Here is a 23,317-nt window from a genome sequence, read left to right as displayed (position 1 = left end):
AGGCATTAGCTCCCCTCCAGTAAGAGTTCAAGTTCATTCAGATCTATAGGGCTATCCACCGTCAGCCCGGAGTTCCCGGAGGTCGCAGATCCCGTTCCTGCTGTCTCCAGAATATGGGCAGTTAGCAGCCGTACCGTGTTGTAATTGAACAGATCATTGGAATGCAGCGCAAGGCCGAGGCGATCGTTCAGCTTGTCTATCAGTTCCAGCGTCAACACAGAATTCACACCCAGTTCCGAGAAGGGAAGATCGGCGTTAACCTCTCCGGCCTCCAAATAAATGACCTCCTCCAGCGTGCGGTTCAGACATTGCTCCACCGAGTCTGCTGACGTTTCTACATATCCGATCGATTCTGCCGGCGTCACGGTTTGCGGAGTCTGTGAAGTTTGTGGCCGAAGGCTCTTGTTCTGCTCATCACAGGCCGGTTCCGATTCCCAATCCGGCTCCGCTTCAAGCGTGTAGCGATTGGCCTCTGCGGCAGACGCCGAGAAGCTATTGCCGATCCAATATCTCTTTTTGTCAAAAATATAATTCGGCAGCGGAATCACCCGTGCACGGCTGCGTTCATCATGCAGCAGCTTCCAGTCTATCTTCGCCTTCAGCAGCCAGAGCTGGGCAATCTGCGGCCATTGTCTGTTACGAACCGCGCTGTCGATAAACCGATGCCCGGATTCGTTCTGGAACAGAATGGCGGCAATATCACGCTGCGGGTCCAGGCTGCCTGTGTAGACATCCGGCAATTTCGGTTCTCCGGAGGCAAAGCGGATTAATACTTCCCTAAGCTCTCCTATATTCCGGCTGACAATGGCCACTCTCTCGGTAAAAGCTTCCCGCCCAACCTGCAGCGTATAAGCGATATCCTCCAGGCGCAGTGTATATCCTTCTGTATCGGCGGCATCCATCCCCGCTGCACTAGCCGCAGCAGTCTCGACGTAAGCCTGGGTATCAAATCCGATTCCGGCATTCCTCCGGCTAAGCTCAGCCGCTTCCAGATGATTCATCAGCTCACGCAGCGACCGGGTAGCCCCTAATGTGCTGTCGGCAGCATGTTCCTGAACCAGCTCATTGATGGCATCGGCCAGCCTAACCTGGTGTACAGCATCCGCGCACAGCTCAGTCAGAATTTCGTCATAGTCGATCTGCCCGGGGTTCACGCCAAGCACTTCCGCGACAACGTCCAGACAGCGGTTACGGACAGCCTGTAATCGGGCGGTTATTAGCTCACTTGTGTCCACAGCCCGTCCACCCGTCCGGTGGCGGGCGATAAATGCCGCGAGCTGCCGGGCCTGCGCCTGCAGCTTGTCCCTGCTCTTGGCGGACAGCACGATGAGCTGCTCCTCACTCTGCGCTGCGGGAGGTACGTCCGGCTCATATTGCTCAATCACAATGTGGGCGTTGGTGCCGCCTGCCCCGAAGGAGCTGATGCCCGCCCTGAGCGGCTGAACCTTCAGGCCATCCGGCGTCTCCTCCATAAGCGGCTTCCACGGCTGGAGCGAACGCTGTACATAGAACGGTGTCTTGGCAAAATCTATATTCTCGTTGAGCTGCTCCGCGAGAATTGAAGGCACCAGCTGCTTGTGCTTCATTTGCAGCAGCACCTTGGTCAAGGAGGCCATCCCGGCTGCTGATTCGAGATGTCCGATATTACTCTTGACCGAGCCAATGGCGCAAAACTGCGTTTTGGCGGTGAATTTCTTGAACGCCTTGGTTAACCCGGCCACCTCGATCGGGTCTCCCAGCGCGGTTCCGGTACCATGTGCCTCAATGTAACTGATCTGCTCGGGATGCACGCCAGACCTCCGCAGCGCCTCCTCAATCAGCTCGGACTGGGCATTCGGATTAGGCACAGTATAAGAACTGACCTTGCCGCCGTGATTGACTGCCGTTCCTTTGATTAAGCCATAGACTGAGTCCCCGTCGCGGAGCGCCGCCTCCAGCGGTTTCAGCAGAACCGCGCCAACGCCTTCACCGGGAACATAGCCGTCCCCGCCCTGGCCGAAGGCCCGGCACTTGCCTTCCGTGGAGCCGAATCGCTGATCGGTCAGGAAGATATATTTTGCCGGATGTACTAGGGTGTTGACACTACCGGCCACCGCCATCTCACTCTCACCATGCCGGATGCTCTCGCAGGCCATATGGATAGCCACCAGCGCAGACGAGCACATCGTATCAATGGCCAGGCTTGGTCCCTTGAAGTTGAAATGATATGAAATCCGGTTAGCGATGGAAGCAAACGAAGAACGGACATCCATGAGCCGGCCGTTATGGTATTGCTCGACACCTAGCAGCTGATAATGGGAATTCATTACGCCGATAAACACGCCAACCTTTTTGCCGGAGAGGGTATCCGCGGCAGCTCCCGCATCCTCCAGCGTGTGGTAGGTGGTCTGGAGCATGAGCCGCTCCTGCGGGTCCATCAGCTCCGCTTCCCGCGGGGAGATATGGAAGAATCCGGCATCGAATTTCTCGACATCCTTCATGAACGCGCCCCACTTGGTGTACACTTTGCCCGGCTTGCCTTTCTCTGGATGGTAATCCTTGCGGTAATCCCAGCGCTCCGGCGGAATCTCCGTAACGCAGTCCCGCCCCCCGCTTAGCACATCCCAGAATTCCTCCAGCGTATCCGCCATCGGGTACTGTCCGCTTAAGCCGATAATCGCAATATCCCCGCTTACTGCTTCTGCACCCTGATGCAGGGACATGGCGGGGGCAGCTTCCTCTTTTACAGCCACATCATGGACAGTTCCCGTTTCTGCTGACACCGCTTCTGGCATCACTTGTTCGGCCGCTTCTTCCACTGCGGTTCCTCGTTGCTCTGATCCCCCGCTCTGACCTGGTTCCCCGGCGGACTGCTGAAAGAATTCCGCATGATTATCCATAAAGAATGCCGCTAGAAGAGCAATCGTGCTGTATTCAAAGAAAAGCGTGCTTGGCAAATCGGAGAAGTCCTTGCCCAGGATCCCATTCAGCTCCATGATCATGATGGAGTCGATGCCGTATTTGGAGAAGTCGGCTGAGGCTTCAAGCTGCGCTGCCGGAACCCCGGTCGCCTGCGACACGACTCCTTTCAAGTATTGCTGAACAGCTTCCTCCACCTTAACGGTGGAGACAAGACCGCTATGAAGCGGCTGCTGCTGGATTGGCGGAAACGGAAGCTTCAGTGGAGCTGTTGCCCCGCCCGTTACCGTTACCGCTGCTGCCCGCTGCCGCTCATGAACACTCTGCGCGGAAGCATTCAGCACCCTCTCCTGCTGCGGCTTCTCTTCTGTAACTGCCGCAAGTACCCGGCTCAGCTGCTGCCGTTCTCCGCAGACTACAATAATACGGGATTCACCCGTGCGGACCAGCTGCTCCAGCAGTTCAAGACCAGTCTGTGTATCCAGCTGCTCCATCCCGGCCTGCTGGCGGTATTGTACGGCTTCCTCTCCGGACAACTGCATCGCGCCGTCATTCCACACCGGCCAGTTGATGGACAGGGATGCACCTGAACGGATCCCCTCCTTAACCTGCTCAGCCCGGAGTAAGGCGAAGCGGTCGAGATAACTGTTCGCCGCCGCATAAGTGCCTCTGGCGAAATCTCCAATGATTGCGGAAATGGACGAGAAAAGCACGAAGAAGTCCAGCTTCTCCAGCTGCGTAGCTTCATCCAGGTTGATCGCTCCCTGGATCTTGGGCAGCAGCACTTCTGCCATCTGTTCAGGACTGGCTTCCATGAGCGGATGCTCACCAAGCACTCCGGCACAATGAATGACGCCTTGAATGGAATGAAAAGCCTCTTGGGCCTGCGCCACGATCTCTACGGCAGTTCGCCGCTCCGCGATATCACCAGGCAAGTAAATAACCTGCCCGGGATAACTCTGCAGCCGCTCAAGCTCACGTCTTCTCGGTTCATCCAGTGCGGATCTTCCGGTCAGCACCACATTGGCTTCATAATTCCGCAGGGCAAATTCGGCCACGGCAAGTCCGAGCTTACCCATTCCGCCGGTAATCAGGTAGGTACCCTGTTTGCGGAAACCGCTGAATTCTGCTTCCGGTAATGACTCCAGCGGAAGGACCACACGGCTGGCTCTCGCTCCGCCTGTATAACTAATTTCCACAAAGGACGCCTGCTTGCGGTACAGCAGCTCTTGCGCCGCGTAGAACGGAATTTCTTCAGCATCGTCGCAATACATTATGGACGGGATGAAGCTGCGGTTGGTGGCCTGAAGGGCCTTGGACAGCCCCCGCAGCATTCCCGCTCCCGGCTGGCTGCCGCTGCGGACTGCGCCCAGCAAGAAGCGGACCTGTGCTTGGGAATAGAGCTGAGTAACCGCCTTGAACAGATACAGAACCGGATAAAAAGCGTTCAGGATCTCTGCCTGTTCCCCATCCCACTCATACAGAATAGCGTCAATCCTTATCCCCTTTGCCAGCAGCTCCGTGAGCAGCCTGCTATAATCCGCTTCCTGTTCAGGCCGGATGCTGTATTCCTTATTTCCTGCAGCTGCGCTGTAGTCCGCTCCCGGATTCACAATAATGATGTTGTCCGGCACCGTATGCTCCCGGGCGAATGCTTCTGTCAGCCGTTGAACCTTCCCTTTGTCCCGGACCATATACAGCATATTCTTCACTTCGGCCTTGCTGATCCCTTCACTTTGGCTGCCAAGCCCCCAGGCTTCCGGAAGCTGTGCTTCCTGCCAGCGCTCGGTATACAGGTGAATGCGACTTGCCGTACTCACCGGATTGGTTGGCTGAATAGCCCGGATCGTGAAGTCTCTGGCTTCCACCAGCACTTCCCCCTGCTCATTCAGAATATAGACATTGAACCGCTTCATCCCCGCAGCCTTGCCTGCTGTCTCCGGTACGATCTCCGCATATGAATAGCAGCTTGGCGTCAGCCTGCCGTAGATGCGGACTTCACCGAGTGCGAACGGAATATGTAATCTAAGCTGCTTGTACGCTTCGGCTCCGCCGATCCAGGTCACTGCCCGTAGCGCAGCATCGACAAGGGACGGGTGCAGCATATATTGGCTAAATGCAGGCAGCAGGTCCGGAGGAAGGTCGAGCTTCTCCAGCGATTCTCCGCTTCCGCACAGTGCTTCTGTTGTAGCCTGGAAGCTTGGTCCATATTGAAAACCGATAGAGCTGCCAAAGACCTCGTTGTAGCAGAAATCCTTGGCAATTCTGACTCCGCCCCGGGCCTGAATAGCGTCAAGATTGAAGTTGTGCCGCGTCGCCTGCTGTCCAGTCCCGGTATAGAGCTTGCCTGTGCAATGAATAAGCCGGGTGCTGTTCTCTGTTGTATACACCTGGAACTTCATGTACCCTGATTCGGGAGTGAGCTGAATATAGGCATCCCGTGTATCGGTCACTTCCAGCCGGTTCACCCATAGCACATCCTTAATGGAGTGCACCTGTGTCCGAGCTGCGAATTCGCCGGCCGCCCTGACCATCTCCAGATAAGCGACTCCCGGCAAAATCACCCGTTCATCCACAATATGCTCGCCAACATAGAAATCGCTCACCTTAAGTGTCTTCACGTATAACAGCCGCTCTGGGCTGGACTTCGCCAGATCAATCATCGGATGGCTCTGAGCCGGAGCGGCCTGAGGGGCCACCATCCAATGCGAAGAACGGTTAAAGACATAGCCGGGCAATGGCTGCTTCATGAAGCTGCCGCCGGGATACAGCCTGCTCCATTCCAAATCTGCGCCAGCCAGCCATAACTTCAGCAGAACCTCATGGAAGCCAAAGGCTCCGTCACTCTGAGGCGATAATGCTGCCGTTTCCTTGTCCCCTGCACACAACCGGATTATCTCAGACTGCAAAACGCTCTGCCCTGCACATTGCTCCTGAAGCTGTTCTCTCCAGCTTGCAGGCTCGGCAATTTCTGTCATATGGTTATTGGCTTCGTGCAGACAGGTGTAGGGGACATTTAAATTCAATTGCTCCTGACGTTCATTGAGCTGATTCCGGACAGCTTCCATCACTCCAGCCTCTTCTTCATCAGAGGTAGTTAACAGCCGTACGGCCAGTTCCTTGGATATAACCTCATCCAGAATAAGCTGGACCCATTCACTCAGCCGCGTATCACTTAAAGTGATGCGTTCCGACAAATCCCATTTCTGATTCAGCTTCAGCAGCGAACCGTAGGCGATCAAGAGCAGAAGAACACGCTGCCGCTCTATTGCCTGGCCGCCCTCACCGGCAGCTAACAACTGCTCCTGATGCAGCAGCGAGTCTGTGGACATCTTCGCTGCTTGCAGCGCCGGGGATTGATCCCAATCCCGCAAATATTTCTTAAAGGTAAATTGGGTCCGGCTGAGTATTCTGGCTTTCTTCACATAATGCCTGAACGCCGCAGCGTCAGCATCGGTGATGCACACATTGCGCAAGCCAGCAATATAAGCCGGGCCAATGTTAATACGGTGAATCCTCACTTGATGAACAGGGTCTATGAAGGTCAGCTTCGGTCTTTGCAGCACAGTTTCCGCAAGAGTAGCCCTGCCGGTCAGCATGTCATACGCCTGAACAGGCGTAATCATTCCGCTGACCGCCATCGCGAGCAGCGTCCCTTGCTGCTCACCGCTTACGGACGCGACATCTACCCCAAGACTGATCAGGACTTTAGCCAGCGTATAATTAATCAGGAAAGAGTAGGCGGCAAGCTTATCCTTGTTCCATTTGGCAATTGTAATGCCACTTCGGATAGCGGCCGGCCCATCGCGCAGCTCAGTTTCGGCAATAACCTCTTCAAGAACTTCACGGATATACGGCTCTTCCATTACCCTCTTAATCTCCGTGAATCCTGTATAGATGACATTGGTGAAATGTACCGACCACTGCTTGCGGCCCGGCTCCAGCCGCTTAACAGCGGAGGCAGCGGATTGCAGATACTCGGCTAGCTCCTGCCTGCTCCGGATGACAGCGCCGATTCTGTATTCCCGGCAATGGCGTCTGCCTGCAAGCAGCGTTTTGCAAAGCTCGGCGATGGATGCGTCCGCCATCTCCGGCGAATTCAAATGAGACTTCCAGACGGCTATACTCTCGTACATACTGTCGCTGTTCAGGGCAGAGAGAGTGAAGAGCTGCGCACCCGGTACGGATTTGTTACTGGCTCTGGCCGGTTTCGGCGGCTCGTAAGCCTCAAGAATCACATGGGCATTAACTCCGCCGAAGCCAAAGCCGCTTACGCCTGCCCGCAGCGGGGTCTCTTCATTTACCGGCACCCACTCTGTGTTGTCCGTGGCTACCTTAAACGGGGTATGCTCCCAGTCCAGGAGCGGATTCAGACCGGTAAGGTTGAGCAGCTTGGGAATAGTCTTATGCTTCATCATCAGCAGCACCCGGATGATCCCGGCAACGCCAGAGGCACTTGCCAAATGACCGATATTGGTCTTGACCGAGCCAATGGTGCAGAACTGTTCCTGATCGGTGTACTGCCTGAACACCTGGGTCAACGCTTCGACTTCAATCGGATCGCCAAGAGCGGTTCCGGTGCCATGCGCCTCAATATAATTGACGGTCGAAGCATCTACACGGGCTTCCCGCAAAGCAGCTTCAACTAATTCCTTCTGCGCTTTCATGCTCGGTGCAGCGATGGTCTGTGAAGCGCCGCAGTGGTTCACTGCGGTTCCCCGGATAATGCCGTAGACATGGTTGCCGTCCCGCACCGCATCCTCCAGCTTCTGCAGCAGCAGGACGCCAACGCCCTCTCCCTGCACAAATCCGTCCGCATTCTCGTCAAAAGCCTTGCATTGTCCGTCCCGGCTCATCATATTCGACTTGGAGAAGCTCACGTACCGCCAAGGATGATAGGCTAGGCACACGCCTGCCGCTATGGCATACTTCGCTTCTCCGGCCTGGAGATTCTGTCTTGCTTTGTGAACAGCAACCAGTGAGGAGGAGCAAGCGGTATCCAGAGAGAGGCTCTCTCCGGTCAGGCCCAGAGCATGCGAGATGCGGTTCGCCGCAATACACTCGAAGTTGCCGAGGCCCGCATAATGATCGACCTTATCACCGCCGGTCAATGCAATCAGACCGTAGTCATTGCCGGTAACTCCGACATACACAGAAGTCCGTTCCTTCTGGAGATCATGCAGCGGAATCCCTGAATCCTCAAGACAATGCCATGTTTCTTCCAGCAGAATCCGCTGCTGGGGGTCCATGCTCGCCACCTCTCTGGGTGACAAGTTAAAAAAGGTATTGTCAAACTTGTCGATGCCGGATAATGAAGCGCAGTATTTCACAAACTGCTCATTGTCCCAGCCGAGGTCGGCCTCATTCTTCAGTCCGTATCTTCCGTTCTGCCAGCGGTCATAACTGATAGGCTTGACGGAATTCACATGATTGATCATGTTGTTCCAGTAGCTGCTGTAATTCTCTGCCTCTGGGAATCTGCACCCGATGCCGACAATCGCCACATCCTGCTCGGCTGCTGCCCTCCGCGGCTTAAGCTTGCTTGCCGAAGCCTTAGAGCTCATATACCGTCTCCTTTTCTCTGGCGACCCGTTGTTCCCTCATCCCTCTAATCAGAGAGAGAATGCTGTCCTCCTGATACTGCTTCTTGATATACTTCTCCATCGTGCTCTTCCAGGCCCCGAATTCAAATCCAAGCGCCTGCAGCAGCGCGCCCAGCATGACGAAATTCTCATTCCGCACATTTCCCGTTTCCTTGGCAATGGCTGTTCCTTCGACATAAGTGACATGCTTGTACCGGCTGAAGCTGTCCTCGTACTTTCCTTTGTATGTTTCTTCATTCAGCTCTGCCAGATTGACGAGCATCCGCCCCTCCTGTTTCAGGAAGCTTCCCCAGCGCAGCGCTTCGATCTGATCGAAGCCGACAATATAGTCCGCTGTGCCCATTTCAATCAGGGGAGAGTAGATTTTGTCGCCAAAACGAACCTGCGCATGCACGCTTCCGCCTCTTTGCGACATGCCGTGCACCTCGGAGACCTTCACGTCATACCCGAGCGCAACCAATCCCTGGGATAACACATTGGTTACAGTAATGACACCTTTTCCGCCCACACCGGCTAAAATAATGCTTGTAGCTGCTGTCATAGGTCGCTTAAGCCTCCTTAATACTGTCATAGGGACAAACCTGCTGGCAGATGCTGCAGCCCTTGCAGTCCAGCGGGTCAATCATAATTTGGCGGTTTACAATTTTGATTGCCGAGCAGCCTAGCATAGTGCATTTTTTGCAATTCACACAGGTAACATTGTTAATGATGTATTTTTTTATGGGTTCCGCTTTGCTTTTGAGAAGTTCACAAGGATGTCTGGAGATGATTACGAACGGTTCAGTGCTGAGCTTGGCTGTCTCCACACACTGCTGCGTTTCTTGGAGGTTGGTGGGGTCTAATATTCTGAGGTTGTCCGGTTTAATGCCCAGTGCGAGCACGATATCTTCAATCCGTATGGCTTCCGACGTGCTGCCCTGCAGTGTGCGCCCGGTGCCCGGGTTCTCTTGATTGCCGGTCATGGATGTGGAGCGATTGTCCAGGATACAGATGACAATCGGGGTCTTGTTGTAAACTGCGTTCAGCAGTCCGGTCATACCTGAGTGAAAAAAGGTGGAGTCACCGATGAAGGCGAATACCTTCTTGCCCATCGGTTTGAAATCCTGAGTACGCTGCATGCCCGTTGCCATAGAGATGGAAGCGCCCATGCAGAGCACGGTGTCGAGCGCCTTGATCGGCTCCGTGCCGCCCAGCGTGTAACAGCCGATATCGCCGGCGGCTATAATGTCCCTGTGCTGCTTGACTGCGCTGTACAGCCCCAGATAACCGCAGCCTGCACACAGCCTTGGCGGTCTTGGCGGTACTTGGACACCCTCGTAGCAGTCGAATTCTTCACGGGTGATCGCTTTTCTGATAATTTCCGGGTTCAACTCGCCGCAGACGGGAATGATCTCCTTACCAGTACAGGCAATGCCCATCGTTTTAAGTGAGGTTTCGATGAAGGGCTCGCCCTCCTCGACGACATAGATTGTTTTGGCCCATGCAGCGAATTCTCTGGCCTTCTCGTCCGGAAAAGGATAACTCATGCCCAGCTTCAGCACGCTTACCGTATCTCCGAACACTTCCTTAACATATTGATAGGATATTCCGCTTGTCACTATGCCGATCTCCGGAGAGCTGTACTCTATTACATTTAGAGGGGAGGCATTGGAGTACGCCTGAATATCCAGGAGATTCGCTTCGATTTCCAGATGCCGCTTTCTGGAGATAGCCGGAAGGAGCAGCCTGTCCAGCTTGTTTTTCTTATAGGTTCTGAATTTCTCCTCCACCGCCAGGTCTTCCCGGAAGTGAACAATCCCCTTCGAATGGGACACCCGGGTTGTGGTCCTGAACAGGACAGGTGTATTGAAGCGCTCGCTGATCTCATAGGCTTCGACAATCATATCCTTGCATTCCTGGGAGCTGGTCGGCTCGAGTAGCGGCATCTTGGCATGACTGGCATAAATGCGGTTGTCCTGTTCGTTCTGAGAGGAATGGATCCCCGGATCATCTGCTGAAACAATGACCAGACCGGCATTTACACCTTCATAGGTCATATTGAACAGCGGATCTGCCGCAACATTCACCCCTACGTGCTTCATGGTGGTCAGACTGCGGATACCGGCGATACAGGCGCCTGCTGCTACTTCCAGAGCTACCTTTTCGTTGGGTGCCCATTCGGCATATACACCCTCATAGACACTGATGCTCTCGACTATTTCCGTACTCGGTGTTCCGGGATAGGATGAAATGATTTTACAATTTGCTTCATAAGCGCCTCTGGCAATTGCCTCATTACCCATCATTAGAGCTTTCATCGGATCGTCCTCTCGTTCATCTCATTTAACAGAACCGCGCAGCTGCATTACTCCCAAATCACAGATTACATTTTTAACATTTATAGGCGTTTACTACTTATTTATAGGCTATAATCAATATTATAGTGTTACTATTAACTTTGTTACTTTTTTTTAATAAATTCCAGATATTTAGTTCCTTAATCTGCTAATTTTCACAAAATTGAAATAATTAAAAAGCCCGCAACCTATTGTTGCAGACTTTCCAAATTAAAACATATATTTATCTTATATAGCATTTATTGTCGTTTCCTCGCAAAAGGCCAAAGCAAAAGGCTACTGCTCCTCAATGTGGAAGAAGTAGCCTTGGATTTCAGTGATAAATACCGGACTCCTGCTGGGATTCACTGGAAAAAGTCTGAACCGGTACGGCTGCATGGTTTTCGCGGAATTTATGCTTATAGTCTTCGAAATCCCATGTCTCCAGGAATTTATCTGCCGCAGCGTGGCCGGATGAGAGCAAGAAATGCTTATCTTCCTCCGTCAATTCGAACTTTGTCGTCGTTACCTTTCCAGTGGGAATAAATATTGTGCGCTCTTCCGCATGTTTGTCTACATGTCTTTGATCATGAGCCTGCAGCATGGTTTTGAACATCCCTTTGAGTAACGAGACCGGACCATTGATCTCAATCGATTGGGCATAGGTCCGCCTTTCCGACAGTCTGAATCCGAAGGTTGGCCACCGTGGGACTCCATCAACGTCAAATAGCCAGATCGGATAATTGCTAAGCATTCCTCCGTCCAGCATATAATAGGGTTTCTTCTGAAGGGGCGTATGCCAGACATAGGGTTGAAAAAAGAAAGGCAGCGTGGTGCTCATCCGTACTGCTGCGGCTATGGGGAATTCGGACGCCTTATGGCCATAGTGAGGCAAATCATTCGGGAAAACTGCAATCCGCCCATTGCTTATATTCGAAACTATAATCGAAAGCTTGCCTTCGGGAATATCTCCAAACGTTACAACTTTCTTACGCTTCAGCCATTCCGTCATTACCTGTTCTAAAATGTGGTTGCTGTAAATGCCTGACTTCATCATTAACGGAAGCGTTTTGTTCAAGATCGGCAGGCTGTTCATTCTGGTACGCCCGAGCAGCTTCATATAGTCAAGCGAGCTCATCAGCTCTCTGATATCAGCACTATTGTAACCGCAGGCCAACAAAGCTGCAATGATCGCGCCGGCAGAAGTCCCCGCAAGCTTGTTCCAGGTGTATCCTCTGGATTCCATCACTTCAATGGCTCCTACAAAAGCAATTCCCTTTACGCCACCGCCTTCAAAGACTGCATCTGCCTCCACCTGAGTACCCCTCCTGTTACAAATAAAAGATGTTCTGTAAGTATGTGTTGGATACTCTGATTTATTCACTTGTAAAACAACAACAAGCGGATGCACCAGGACCATGAAGCCAGTCTTGGACAGCCGCTTGTTGGGGAGACAGATCAAAAGATCCACATGATCACAAAAATGAAAAAGGCAATGACAGCTATGGCAATAACCAGATCGGATATTTGCCTCCATAAGCCTGGAGGGCCTTCGGTGTGATACTTCTGCGCATTCACGTCATGGTTGGCTTTATGCCCGCCGGGATCAGTCGAATTCGCATGTGGCCCCGGATTAAAGAAGTCAGCCATGAAATCACCTCCCTTTCCATGATTATACACCATTTAATCTCACTTTTGATTCATTTGTCCTGAAACAGTATTTATTGTTAAAAAGCGATTTGCACGGATCCGTCCTCGTAAATATCGACCCGCTGGGTGCATAGGAGCATGCCAAGTCCGGAAGCGGTGCCTTTGGTCTTCAAATCCTGTTGTCTGCGCTCCCACAGCTCCCGGTCGTGGATGATGTCATACAAGTAATAGCTCTCAGCGTTAGCCGCTTCCATCTCCTCCACAAAAATGAACCCGCCCGGGAACATGCTGCGGAACCACTGGGCCGCCTCCAGGTGAGAATGGAATGCCGGAAGCTCCTGCTCAAAGCGCTCTGATAAATAACGCTGCTTCAGACGGCCGATCCTTACATAATACTCTTCAAGATTGTACGGAGTTATCACCGGTAAGCCCCCCATTTCTATAAATATTTGAAATTTCGCATAAAAATATCATACTTTTAGAGCGATGAATATGACATTCTGCATAAAGTGAAGTGTTCATTCTTCTGCTCAGCGGGTAGTAGAATATGATAGGTCTTGTTACTGTGATCAATGCTATAAGGGCAGAAAGGAGCCGCTCCCATGGACAATACGGATATTATTGCAATTCTGGCTTTGGTTCTTGTGTTGCTGCTTATGTTAAGTGTGTTCCGTCTCAAAAAGCGCGTAACAGAGCTGGAGTCTCAGTTGGCGCAGAGGGATGCTTATGGGGGACCTGCAGGAGCTGGAGGCAGGATAGCCGGCATTCCGACCCCGCTGTTCGTGCAGAACCCGGAGATTGCTCCTGATCTGGAGCGGAGACTGCATCTGCTGCTCGGGGAGGGCAAGAAGATTCAAGCGATTAAGGTAATGCGGGAAGCACGGAATTTATCCCTGAAGGATGCCAAGGACTTCATCGACAATCTGGAACAAGGCGGTCCCTTCCGCTGACCTGACCCTGCACAGAACCAAAAACGACCCCGTCCACCACTTTAAAGTGGAAGCTGAGGTCGTTTTTTTATGATGCCGGATTGCTGGCAACCCGGCTGGGGTTATACGTCCTTTTTAACAAAAATCCGCATAGAGAGCATATAAGAGCTGTAGATAATAACAAGATAGGCCAGAACACCGATGAGGGGCAGAAGCATGCTGTCCAGCCTGCCGGTCCGGAACCATTCAGCGAGTGCTGGAACCCGTTCAGATAAACTTTTGAGTGCCGTGACGTTCAGTATGATTAACATGATGAATATGAAATTGACTACTTGCATGCCCTTTTGTCCCAGCCAGAAATACAGCGGCAGATAGAAGGAAGCAAGCAGCGGAAAAGACGCGGCCGCAAGGCCCAGCTCTCTCCAGCGGAGCGGAGCGTCTATCTTCCCCATCGCAAATGCAAACAGATAGAGTAGCAGTGTGCAGAGGATGCTGAAGGCCAAGAAAGGAATGAGCGTTAAATATTTGGCCTGAATCAGACGCTGCCTAGGTACAGGAAGACTGACCAGAAATTTCTGATTGTTATGCTGCATATCAATAGCGCAGGCATTGATCAGCAGCAGCATAGCCGGGAACACCGAGAACAAGGTGTAGGCTTCCGCATTCGTATATCCCACGAGTATATAATACGGCACCAGCAGCATAATGAATTTCCGGGTAAGGATGAAGTCTTTGCGGATCAGATACAGGGAGCTATACATGCGCTTCACTTCCTTTTACCGTAAAATACATGATTTCTTCCAGAGTAGGCGTCTCGCAAATAGCAGTATCCTTGAAATATCGTTCGCCCTCCGAACGGTTGCTGATCAGACCCTCGAACCCCAGTCCGCTCTCGCGGATGCCGACGAACCAGCGCCGGACATCACGGTCGAGCAGTTCCTTCCCGCCTTTGACCAGAAGGTAACGCTCACTGATGCTCTCCTTCATCTCATTGAAAACAATCCGCCCCTCATTGATGAATACAATATAGTCGGCAATCCGGTCCAGATCCATCGTGTTATGGGTGGAGAACAGAATCGATTTCTTCTCGTCCTGAATATGCTCACTGAGCAGCTCCAGCATCTCTCTGCGGAAAATCGGATCAAGCCCCGAGGTGGGCTCATCCATGATTAGCAGATCGGCACCATGGGATAGGGCGATGGCGAGCGAGAATTTGATTTTCATCCCCTTGGACAGATCCTTGATCTTCTTGCCGGACGGAAGCTTGAACAGCTCCTGAAACTTCACATATGTATCTTCATTCCAGCGGGTGTAGAACGGAGCGATAACTCTCTTCATCTGCTTGACGGTGAGATTCTCATAATAGATATTCTCATCCGAGACATAACCGATCCGCTCCTTGACCACTGCCTGATATAGCTGGTTATTCTGGCCGAATATCGTGATATTGCCTTGATCCGGGTAGATCATCCCCATCATCATTTTGATCAGCGAAGTTTTGCCTGCACCATTCGGGCCGATCAGGCCTGTAATAAACCCCTCCTTGATGGACAATGAGATATCTTTCAGCTCAAACCGGTCGTAGCTTTTGGTTAAATGGTCTAACCGGATTACATCGCTCATTCCTGTTCCTCCTCATAGAGCAGTTTCAGCATCTCCGCCAGCTCGGCGTACTCCATGCCCAGCAGTCTGCTCTCATCAATGATTTCTTTCAGCTTGCCCTCTACAATCCGCAGCCGCTGCTCCCGGATATATTCCTGATCCGCCCCCGAAACAAAAGAGCCCTTACCGACAATCGAGTTAACCAGCCCTTCCCGCTCAAGCTCTTCGTAAGCCCGCTTCGTGGTAATGACACTGATCTGCAGCTCCTTGGCCAATAAGCGGATCGATGGCAGCGGCGTACCGGAGACCAGCTCCCCTTGCAGAATCATCTGGCGGACTTGTCCTACAATCTGGGCGTAGATCGGTTCACCGGACGTACTTGATATCAAAATATTCATGCAGCAGCACCAGCGTCCTTTGCGGTATTTGTATTTAATGTATATATATAATATATACACTATGTTCAGTGGTGTCAATCCTCTAATTAGCAACGCTCCGGTTGGAGCTGCGGCATATTTGGACTACCACTCTCTCGCAGGTATTGATCTAATCACTTATGGGAAGTGGTGTTGTTATATAGAGGCGGAAGCCAAATGCCAACACGGAGGGGAAGCTCATATGTCTAGAAAAATCATTGTTTATCCACTCAGCTGCGGGCTGCTGACGGCTGCCGTTATGCTGCTCATGCAGCCTAAATATTCGTATAATGATCCAGATACGTTCTGGCATCTGGAGGTCGGACGCTCCATGCTTGAGCACGGGAAGGTGCTGCATCATGCGATACATACCTTTTATGGAGACAAGCTGCCGTATATTCCGCATGAAGCCGGCTTTCAGCTGCTGATTACACCACTGTACCAGTGGTTCGGCTGGCCTGGGATCTATCTGCTGACCGCCCTGTGCCTGTTCGTCTTACTGTTGGGGCTTATACGTCTTGGAGAAGTATCACGTAAAGAGCTGGGTCTGCGGGAGAATCATGTTCTGCTCCTGCCCTTTGTCCTGCTGGTCTCCTGCTGGATCTACTATAACTACTTCAAGGGAAGACCACAGATGGTCTCCTCTCCACTGATCCTCTGGTTCTTCATCTGCATGCGGGAATATCAGCTGAAGCCCCGGGCCAGATATGCGGCACCAATGATAATACTCTCCTGTGCCGTTGCCAATGTCCATACTGGCGTATGGCTGGTGATTGCCGTGTTTACCGGTATGGCCGTACTGGAATCGCTGATTGCGCGCAATCTCAGCTGGAAGCGAGCTGCCGTCTTCCTGCTGGTCCTGCTAGCCGGCCTGCCGAATCCGGGAGGACTTCAAGCACTGCTGTTTATCTTCACCGTCACACACAATAACTACAATCTGCTCATTAATGAATGGCAGCCACTCTCCTTCAGCCGGCCGGACCAGCTGCCTATTCTGCTTCTGCTGCTCTTTTTCGCGGTCACCCTGCCCTTCTCCCTGCAGCGGAGGCCGTTTCGCTTCTTCCTGATGACCGGTATTCTCTATCTCGGAGTATCCAATTTCAAGCAGAATCTGTTCATGTGGCTGTACATTCCTTATTTCGCGGCAGTCCTCTTCGAAGCGGTTCCGCTTCCGGGCAAGCTCAGGTTGCGGACAAGCGGAAGAGCGGTTGCCCTTGGACTTGTCACCGGGTTGCTGATCAACACTGTATATATCTTCGCGGTCCCGCCAGTGGTGACTGCTTCAGATTACCCTGTCTTAGAGATGAGCTATGTACTGGAGCATACACCGGCAGGCAGGCGGCCTAAGGTGCTGTCCAGCTATGGGTCTTCAGGTTATGTGATGTTCCGCGGCGGGGATGTGCTTTGTGACGGGCGCCAGGACCCTTTTATCACCAAGGCTTCGATTGGGATCATGGGCTGGAATGCCTTCGAACGCTCGATGTACGGCTTCTCCGAATACTTGCCTGATATCGTGAAATATGACCGCCCGGATTATGTGATTGTGCGGAACGGCAGCTCCGGGAGGCTGTATCAGGACTGGGTGAAAGCACTCGGCACTCCTGTCTACAAAGGAAGCTACGGGAGTGTATTTGTTCCCGGCAACGGGAAGCAGTCCAAGGAAGATCCTGTGTTCCAGAGCAGCTGAACTATACGGCATCAGCCGGTTAAACCCGCAGCCCGCAGGAAATGGCTGACAATCTCACTTTGCAGCCGCACCCTTAAGGAGAAATCGAGACTCCAGCAGGTTTCCACTGTAACGGCTCTCGCTCCGAGCAGACGCTGCATAGCCATCCGTGAAGTCCCGGCGCGCTCCCGGCGGCGGATATTGAAGCGGTAAGCTTTATTCGGAACCGACAAATTCATCTTCTTCACAATTTGCTTCGCTACACCTGCCGCCCGGCTAGCCGGACTGATAATCAGCGTCTGCCCTACGCGCCGCGGATTAAGCTGTGATAGCCCGTTCGCTTCATGCAGATCCAAATACCAGGATGGACGATAACGCGCGGCAAGTTGAAACACCGCTGCTGACAACGGATGTCTAGCCTTAGCGCCTGTACCGATCGGGAAGGTACGGTTCAAATCAGGTTTGCCGCGGATGCCCTTCAGCCGTGCGGATACATTCACCAGCGGGACAATAATCAGCTTTCCTCTGCGCAGAACCCACTCTCCGCGGTTGAACCGGTTTACGATCCCCTGTGCCGCACGGGTACTCGCCGGTTCATTGCCATGGACACCGGAGATGATCATAAATACAGGACCGGGAGCTACGCTGTTCACGATATAATAAGGTGTGGCATAGGGAGTTCCTGCTGCTAGCATATGCTTCTCGACAGACACTGCGTTTCACCTCCGTTTAGGTATGCAGAAGTACATTCACTTTATTCTGTAATGTATGCGGATCGACAATGGTGGATTGGACACATAGACAGGCGCGGCAAAAAGCCGGGTAAAGTCCAGATGGACCTTACCCGGCTTCTGTGTTCTTAACGGTTATTCAATGAAATACAACCTGGTTTTTTCCGTTGGATTTCGCCTCATAGAGCGCCTTCTCCGACCCGGCAATGAACTCTGAAGTACGGTCCGTTGTAAGAGGGACTTTCAGCAGACCGCCAATACTTACGGTGACCACACCTTCTTCTTCATAACGGTCGCGGGGAATTTGCAGATCATAGACACCCTTGCGCACAGCTTCGGCCAGCTGCTCCGCCTCTCCGGCGGTTGCCCTGGACAAGGTCAGGATGAAGGCAGCTCCGCTGAAGCGGGCGACGTAAGCGCCATGCTGCTTGCTGATGATGTTCAGTACATCCGCCACCGATTGAATACACAGATCTCCGCCTTTTAATCCGTGGACCGCATTATAGGAATGGAAATCATCGATGTCGATAGACAGTAAAAGAAGCGGATCCTGGGCGCGCAGACATTCCTTCCATGTCTTAGTAAGCTCGTTCTCGAACGCCAGCCGGTTCGGCAGATCCGTTAAGGAATCCGTTGTCAGGTAACTCTGCAATTGGGTAGTTACAGTGGTGTAGGCTTCACCCTTCGCATCAGCGTTAGACCCCTTACTCAGAACAGCCATAATGGAAGGTTTGCCGCCGTGAATTACGGAGGCCAGTGTCAGGTTCATGTCCAGCGTTAGTCCATCCGCATTCTGAAACTGTCCGCTGCCGGTTACGAACTGGCTCTTGTTCAGGCTGAGCTCCGAGAAATACTGACGCAATGCAGGACGGTATGATTCGTGCACATATTTCAGGAACGGCTGACCCGTTAGGGACTTGTCCCTCTCTATAGCCATCAGGTCCAGCGCACGGTTATTGCTATAGACGATAATATCATCGGTAATCATAAAAAAAGCTACCGGTGACAGCTCCATCAGCTGCAGATAACGTTGTTCATTATGACGCAGACTGCGTGCATTCTGCAGTGCCTGTTCTTCGGCCAGACGCAGCTGATTCTCCGTCTGGCCGCGCAGGATAGATTTCAGCTGAGGCAGAATGTTGAGATGCTGATCCTTCCAGGGAAGTGAAGTAGACTGAACGACCTGACGCCATTTCTCAAAAGATTTCCGGGGAGACAGACGAATCCCGTCATTCTCCTGAATAACAGCCTTTGCAGGATCTCCTGCCCAGTCCACAATCTCTACAACTTCTGGTCTAAACCAGATCATATAGTTCTGCTGTCCGGGAGTCAGCGCCAGATACAGCACGCCGGAGGCCTTGTCCTTGTAGGCTTTGGCTGATTCGTATTCCAGACTGAGCCTCGAAGTACAGTAGGTGTAATCCCTGGCTTTACCGGCCAGCCAGCCCGCAAGCTCCCGTACCTGATCCTGGGAAGGCGTAACCCCGTACAGCATCAGCTTGTCCTGGTAACATACAGCAGCTCCTGAAGCATCCATTAGCGCAAGCAGCGTCTGCTCTTCCTCTCCCAGCTGCTCAATTACACGGAAGGAGCTTGAATTCCCTGTGAAAACATCGACAATCCGTGTCGCCTTGGTCCGCAGCTGCAGCTCTGTCTGATACGTATCCAGCTGCTGGCGCTGGTACAGCTCACTGGAGAAGAAGGAACCCAGGAAATTGCACAGATTGCGGATGCGATGCGGTACATACTTTGGCGAATGGTGATGGCAGGTGATCAGTCCCCAGAGCTTGTTATTATGAATTAACGAGATGGTGGTAGTCGCTCCAACTCCCATATTCTGCAAATATTCGATATGCAGCGGGGAGACACTGCGCAGGATCGACAGGCTGAGGTTCAGCGGCTTGCCGGTTAAGGGCTGAATCACAGGGATAATCGGTACCGGCGTATAGTGCACATCAACGATGGTCCGCAGCCAGTTGCGCAAGTACAGCTCACGCGCCTGCTTGGGGATATCAGATGCCGGGTAGTGATGCCCGAGGAACGGTTCCAGACCTTCTTCCTTCGCTTCAGCTACAACTTTCCCGTTCCACTCCTCATCGAATTCGTAGATCATCACCCGGTCATAACCGAGCATTTCCTTGACCTGTTCAGCCGCTGCCTGACTGGCTTCAATCCGGCCTGGAGTCTGCTTCATACGGCCGAAGAATGTGCGGATCCATTCAAAATCATTGGTGCCTGCACCCTCCTCTTCCGAGGCAGGCTCCAGCTCGACGATCATCAGCCCTTCACTTTCGTGAATAATGCTGAAGAAATCGGTCATCTCTCCTTCAACTTCAATCTTCAGGACAATATATTGTAAATCTGCAGTTTCCTTTGCATTCACACTGCGCTCAAGTAAGGCCTTAAGCTGACTATCGCCTACCAGCTCAGCCATAGAAGTTCCGAGCAGCGACTCTGCAGGAATTCCCAGCAGTACATCTGTGTTGCGGCTGGCCTGGACAATAAGATTGTCCTTGCCCTGCGTCACTGCCAGCAGCACGCCATGCGGCTGAATAAGCCCGGGAATATGGATCGGCTCCTTGTCACAGTTCGTGAGGTCCAGCGATTCCTTCAGTTCCAGACCGGTTTCGTTCAGCAGGGTGCGGTTGAGCGGATCATTTTCGTTATGGGCTTTAAAGTCTGACATGATGCGACGCCTCCAATGAAGTGAAAGATTTCCAAGCATCAATGATGCGTAGTTTCATTCATTTTATCTTATTTTCGGCAGAGTTAACAAATCGCGCAGTACGTTTAGGAACGACTCTATCTGGGAGGGCGGGTTATTTTCCGGGACAGATGTATACAAAAATCCCGCCAGTTCAGAACTGGCAGGACCGTTAGGAGTGTCCTTGGGGTAAGACTAAATCAGTAAACACTAATGTTTGAAATAGAATAATTATGTATAATATCTATGGATAGCGGAAAGTCTTAGGAGGTTAAATCTTATGGAAGAAGTACGGATTCAGAAGCAGGACCGCTCCGTAAGCTTCAGAGTTGCAGTAGATGCTGGGGAGTTTATCGTCTTTGATATGTCTCTTTCCAGCCCTACCCGTAACCGCACCCTATACAGCGGTACGGAGTTCAGTCAGGCTTGGGCAGCCGCAGAAGCGGTTCTGGGTAAAATCGCAGTCCCTGATGAACTCTTGAAATTTGCAACAACAGCCTGATGCCCCAGAGTTGACCCCTCCACAGGGGTCTTTATTATTCTTATACCAGGATGCTTCTGGTCTAACGTATCCCACTAATCCGAGGTGACCGTAATGAGTAAATATAAACGTTCAGGCAGAGACATTGTTTCTTTTCTGCTGGGATTAGCTTCTGTGCTGATCATTGCCTTCTTCGTTATCCGGTATCTTCTTCAGAATGTTTCGTTCGGGCCTTAGGGGTGGGCTGAGAAAGTCCTGTCACTACTTAGCTTTGAAATGTTGTACGTAATGCAACTTGGACTCATAGATATTAGGAAATTTGTAAGGTTTGTTGTATGAAATACAACAATTCCTCAGCTCAAAAGCTTCAACACAGGGAAATCCTGCCTTTTGGAGTCAATTTCATAATTCAGTTTGCTGAATAGTTAGACTCGGCCCCAAATCTGAGGTCATTTTTTAGAAAATCAGGCTACTTGCTGGGATTTGCTCAACTGTTTGTTCAACTTGTCCAATGCAAACTTACTAAGATTGTAAGCTAGTGTACTGAGCTGGAAATCGACACTTGCCCGTACGCCGCGGTGACGTGTGCGTTTCATGCCAAAATACTCTTTGAGATAGGCAAAAACACGTTCCACTGCCGTACGCTTTTTGTACAGCTCTGTAAAGCTTTCGCTCCCTCTTGCGGGATAGGTATGCTTACGCAAATCCGTTTGGATGCGGATTTTAAACACCTTTTGGCATCCGGAACCCAGTAGTGGGCAGCCTTTGCACTCGCTCGGCTGGGTATACTTCAGCGTTTCGTACTTGGCATCAAAACTGTCGTAGCGGTAGGCATGTCCGTGGGAGCATACCGGCGTGTAGTCCACGTTCATTCCCTCGGGCGGATCTTTGCGGTGAATCATGGGAATCGCCGGATAGGCACCTAACGAATGAATCAACTGGTAGATAGACGCGCAGTCGTACCCTTTGTCGCCCAAGATATGCTTTACCTTCAGTGTGGGAAACTTCAGGGGCAGGCCTTTGAGAAGAATAACGGCCATGCGCTGGTCATTCGGATTCGCCGAACTAAAGAGGCCGCTCAAGATATACTGGCAGTCCGTATCGACGAGCAGATTCGCCTTGAACCCGTAGTAGCTCGTCATTCGACCCTTCGTATTTTTCTTGTCACAACGCGCGGCATGCCGGGGCAGCGCGGCCAGCAGTTCGTCATACGTGTAAGGTAACATCGCTTCAATGGTTTTCTGAAACGGTCCGAGACTTTGGTCATATGCTTCCTGTTCCTGACGCCGGCGTTCCCTTGCCGCATTCGTTGGACGTCCACGCTTGTCGTAGACGGGTTTCTTCGGTGGTTCGTTCACAGCCGCCTCAGGCTCAGGCTCGGGAAGTTTGAACTGAAGTTGCTGGGCTCCTGGAGCCTCATTTGGCTTTTGCCCTCGGCGAGCCGCACGGCGCTTGGCGGCCGATTCGCTAAATTGGCAATCCCAAGCCTCGACCATGGAGGAATCCACGGCAATATGTGTGCCGGTTACAAAGCCTTCTTCTAGGGCAGAGGTCACCAAGGTATCCTGCAGTTTTTCAAGCATCCCCGTGTGCTCCAGCGCATGAATCAAACGGGAATACGAAGATTCGCTCGGGATATTATCGGAGCCGGTAAATCGGCACTGCGCCCGAAACTCTTCGCTATGGGTAAGACGCCAGACCAGGGAAGAAACAAACTCGATGTTCTCCATTTTAGCGATGAGCAAGGAATAGATCATGGCAGGTACATTCAGTTGTTCGGGCCGGCCCCGGTTGTTCTTTTTCCGAAGAACGTGCAGAACCTTGGCGAGATCTAAGTGTTCAAAGATTTGGCTGTATTTATCTTCCGGGCGCATCAGGAACAATTCCTTGAAGGAAAACAGTTCTTCTTGTCGAATGGAATAGATAGGGATTACCTCTTTTCGTTCTCGGGTGTTGGTTTGGTCGCCTATATCTTCGAGAACTTGGGGAGGTACTCCTTTTTCTATGCCTAAAAAAAACAGTCCCAGCAAGGGTTTGGAATTATGAAATTGACTCTTTTGTACAACATTTTTCGTTTAAGCTCAATTTCAAGAGAAGAATGTTGTATTTCGTGCAGGATTTTTTTGGATTCCTTCGTCATCGAGAAAGCATAGCTCCTATTCCAACGCAAAAAGGAGCATTGGGGGAATGCTCCTCTTCGGCTTGCATATACCGTCATTTGAACTGCGCCTCCGGCAAAAGTTAATCCGGAAGTTATATCAATAAGTTACCTTAAAAATGACAATAATACAAGTATTTCCTACTCCGTCCAAGAAAATAAGA

General features: G+C 51.8%; 16 protein-coding genes. 4 read left to right on the top strand and 12 right to left on the bottom strand.

All coding sequences use genetic code 11. The annotated features are described in order from the left end of the window. Positions 1-5 precede the first annotated feature (5 nt). The 6 genes from MKZ24_RS20445 to MKZ24_RS20420 form a co-directional block, all read right to left on the bottom strand. Complete coding sequence (locus MKZ24_RS20445; protein ID WP_340785887.1) at positions 6-8,462, bottom strand: SDR family NAD(P)-dependent oxidoreductase; 8,457 nt, start codon at positions 8,460-8,462, stop codon at positions 6-8. Further along, a complete protein-coding gene (locus MKZ24_RS20440; RefSeq protein WP_340785885.1) occupies positions 8,452-9,042 on the bottom strand; it encodes an indolepyruvate oxidoreductase subunit beta in 591 nt (196 codons plus the stop codon). Before MKZ24_RS20440 ends, MKZ24_RS20445 begins: the two co-directional genes overlap by 11 nt. A 7-nt stretch (positions 9,043-9,049) precedes the next feature. After that, positions 9,050-10,798 carry an indolepyruvate ferredoxin oxidoreductase subunit alpha gene (iorA, locus tag MKZ24_RS20435; protein ID WP_340785883.1) on the bottom strand — a complete coding sequence of 583 codons (1,749 nt, stop codon included), beginning with the start codon at positions 10,796-10,798 and terminating at the stop codon, positions 9,050-9,052. Positions 10,799-11,150: 352 nt separating this feature from the next. Then, positions 11,151-12,131 carry a patatin-like phospholipase family protein gene (locus tag MKZ24_RS20430; protein ID WP_340785879.1) on the bottom strand — a complete coding sequence of 327 codons (981 nt, stop codon included), beginning with the start codon at positions 12,129-12,131 and terminating at the stop codon, positions 11,151-11,153. A 143-nt stretch (positions 12,132-12,274) separates the two neighbouring features. Beyond that, positions 12,275-12,466: a hypothetical protein gene (locus MKZ24_RS20425; RefSeq protein ID WP_039291913.1), complete on the bottom strand. Its 192-nt coding sequence runs from the start codon at positions 12,464-12,466 to the stop codon at positions 12,275-12,277. Positions 12,467-12,543: 77 nt separating this feature from the next. Beyond that, a complete protein-coding gene (locus tag MKZ24_RS20420; protein WP_039291910.1) occupies positions 12,544-12,888 on the bottom strand; it encodes a hypothetical protein in 345 nt (114 codons plus the stop codon). Positions 12,889-13,068: 180 nt separating this feature from the next. On the opposite strand from MKZ24_RS20420, the gene MKZ24_RS20415 reads away from it, so the two are divergent. After that, positions 13,069-13,416 carry a ribosomal protein L7/L12 gene (locus MKZ24_RS20415; protein WP_340785876.1) on the top strand — a complete coding sequence of 116 codons (348 nt, stop codon included), beginning with the start codon at positions 13,069-13,071 and terminating at the stop codon, positions 13,414-13,416. Between the two features lie 101 nt (positions 13,417-13,517). Here MKZ24_RS20415 and MKZ24_RS20410 read toward each other — a convergent pair whose 3' ends face one another. Genes MKZ24_RS20410 through MKZ24_RS20400 form a run of 3 tightly spaced genes read right to left on the bottom strand, consistent with a single transcriptional unit; the run spans position 13,518 to position 15,395 of the window. Then, positions 13,518-14,156, bottom strand: a complete 639-nt coding sequence (locus tag MKZ24_RS20410; protein ID WP_042236684.1) for an ABC-2 transporter permease — start codon at positions 14,154-14,156, stop codon at positions 13,518-13,520. Next, complete coding sequence (locus MKZ24_RS20405) at positions 14,149-15,018, bottom strand: ABC transporter ATP-binding protein (RefSeq protein ID WP_042236686.1); 870 nt, start codon at positions 15,016-15,018, stop codon at positions 14,149-14,151. Before MKZ24_RS20405 ends, MKZ24_RS20410 begins: the two co-directional genes overlap by 8 nt. After that, positions 15,015-15,395: a GntR family transcriptional regulator gene (locus MKZ24_RS20400; protein ID WP_039291902.1), complete on the bottom strand. Its 381-nt coding sequence runs from the start codon at positions 15,393-15,395 to the stop codon at positions 15,015-15,017. The genes MKZ24_RS20405 and MKZ24_RS20400 overlap by 4 nt, the downstream gene beginning before the upstream one ends. Positions 15,396-15,615: 220 nt before the next feature. Here MKZ24_RS20400 and MKZ24_RS20395 point away from each other — a divergent pair, with 220 nt between their 5' ends. Continuing rightward, positions 15,616-17,100 carry a hypothetical protein gene (locus tag MKZ24_RS20395; RefSeq protein ID WP_340785867.1) on the top strand — a complete coding sequence of 495 codons (1,485 nt, stop codon included), beginning with the start codon at positions 15,616-15,618 and terminating at the stop codon, positions 17,098-17,100. Between the two features lie 11 nt (positions 17,101-17,111). Here the strand turns inward: MKZ24_RS20395 and MKZ24_RS20390 are convergent, their stop codons facing one another. After that, positions 17,112-17,792 carry a succinylglutamate desuccinylase/aspartoacylase domain-containing protein gene (locus MKZ24_RS20390; RefSeq protein WP_340785864.1) on the bottom strand — a complete coding sequence of 227 codons (681 nt, stop codon included), beginning with the start codon at positions 17,790-17,792 and terminating at the stop codon, positions 17,112-17,114. A gap of 157 nt (positions 17,793-17,949) precedes the next feature. Continuing rightward, positions 17,950-20,496: a diguanylate cyclase domain-containing protein gene (locus tag MKZ24_RS20385; protein WP_340785862.1), complete on the bottom strand. Its 2,547-nt coding sequence runs from the start codon at positions 20,494-20,496 to the stop codon at positions 17,950-17,952. A gap of 298 nt (positions 20,497-20,794) precedes the next feature. Here MKZ24_RS20385 and MKZ24_RS20380 point away from each other — a divergent pair, with 298 nt between their 5' ends. Together MKZ24_RS20380 and MKZ24_RS20375 are read left to right on the top strand one after the other, a co-directional pair. Beyond that, entirely contained in the window at positions 20,795-21,016 is a 222-nt protein-coding gene (locus MKZ24_RS20380; RefSeq protein WP_042236694.1) for a hypothetical protein, read from the top strand. Positions 21,017-21,109: 93 nt separating this feature from the next. Further along, complete coding sequence (locus MKZ24_RS20375) at positions 21,110-21,232, top strand: hypothetical protein (protein WP_269322068.1); 123 nt, start codon at positions 21,110-21,112, stop codon at positions 21,230-21,232. Between the two features lie 227 nt (positions 21,233-21,459). Here MKZ24_RS20375 and MKZ24_RS20370 read toward each other — a convergent pair whose 3' ends face one another. Further along, on the bottom strand, positions 21,460-23,025 hold the full coding sequence (locus tag MKZ24_RS20370) for a transposase (RefSeq protein WP_340785011.1): 1,566 nt from the start codon (positions 23,023-23,025) through the stop codon (positions 21,460-21,462). Between the last annotated feature and the right edge of the window lie 292 nt (positions 23,026-23,317).

It is taken from the genome of Paenibacillus sp. FSL R7-0297, from assembly GCF_038009025.1.
Lineage (GTDB): Bacteria > Bacillota > Bacilli > Paenibacillales > Paenibacillaceae > Paenibacillus_AQ.
Note: the sequence above shows the minus strand (reverse complement) of the source record. Positions and strands in the feature narration are given on the sequence as shown.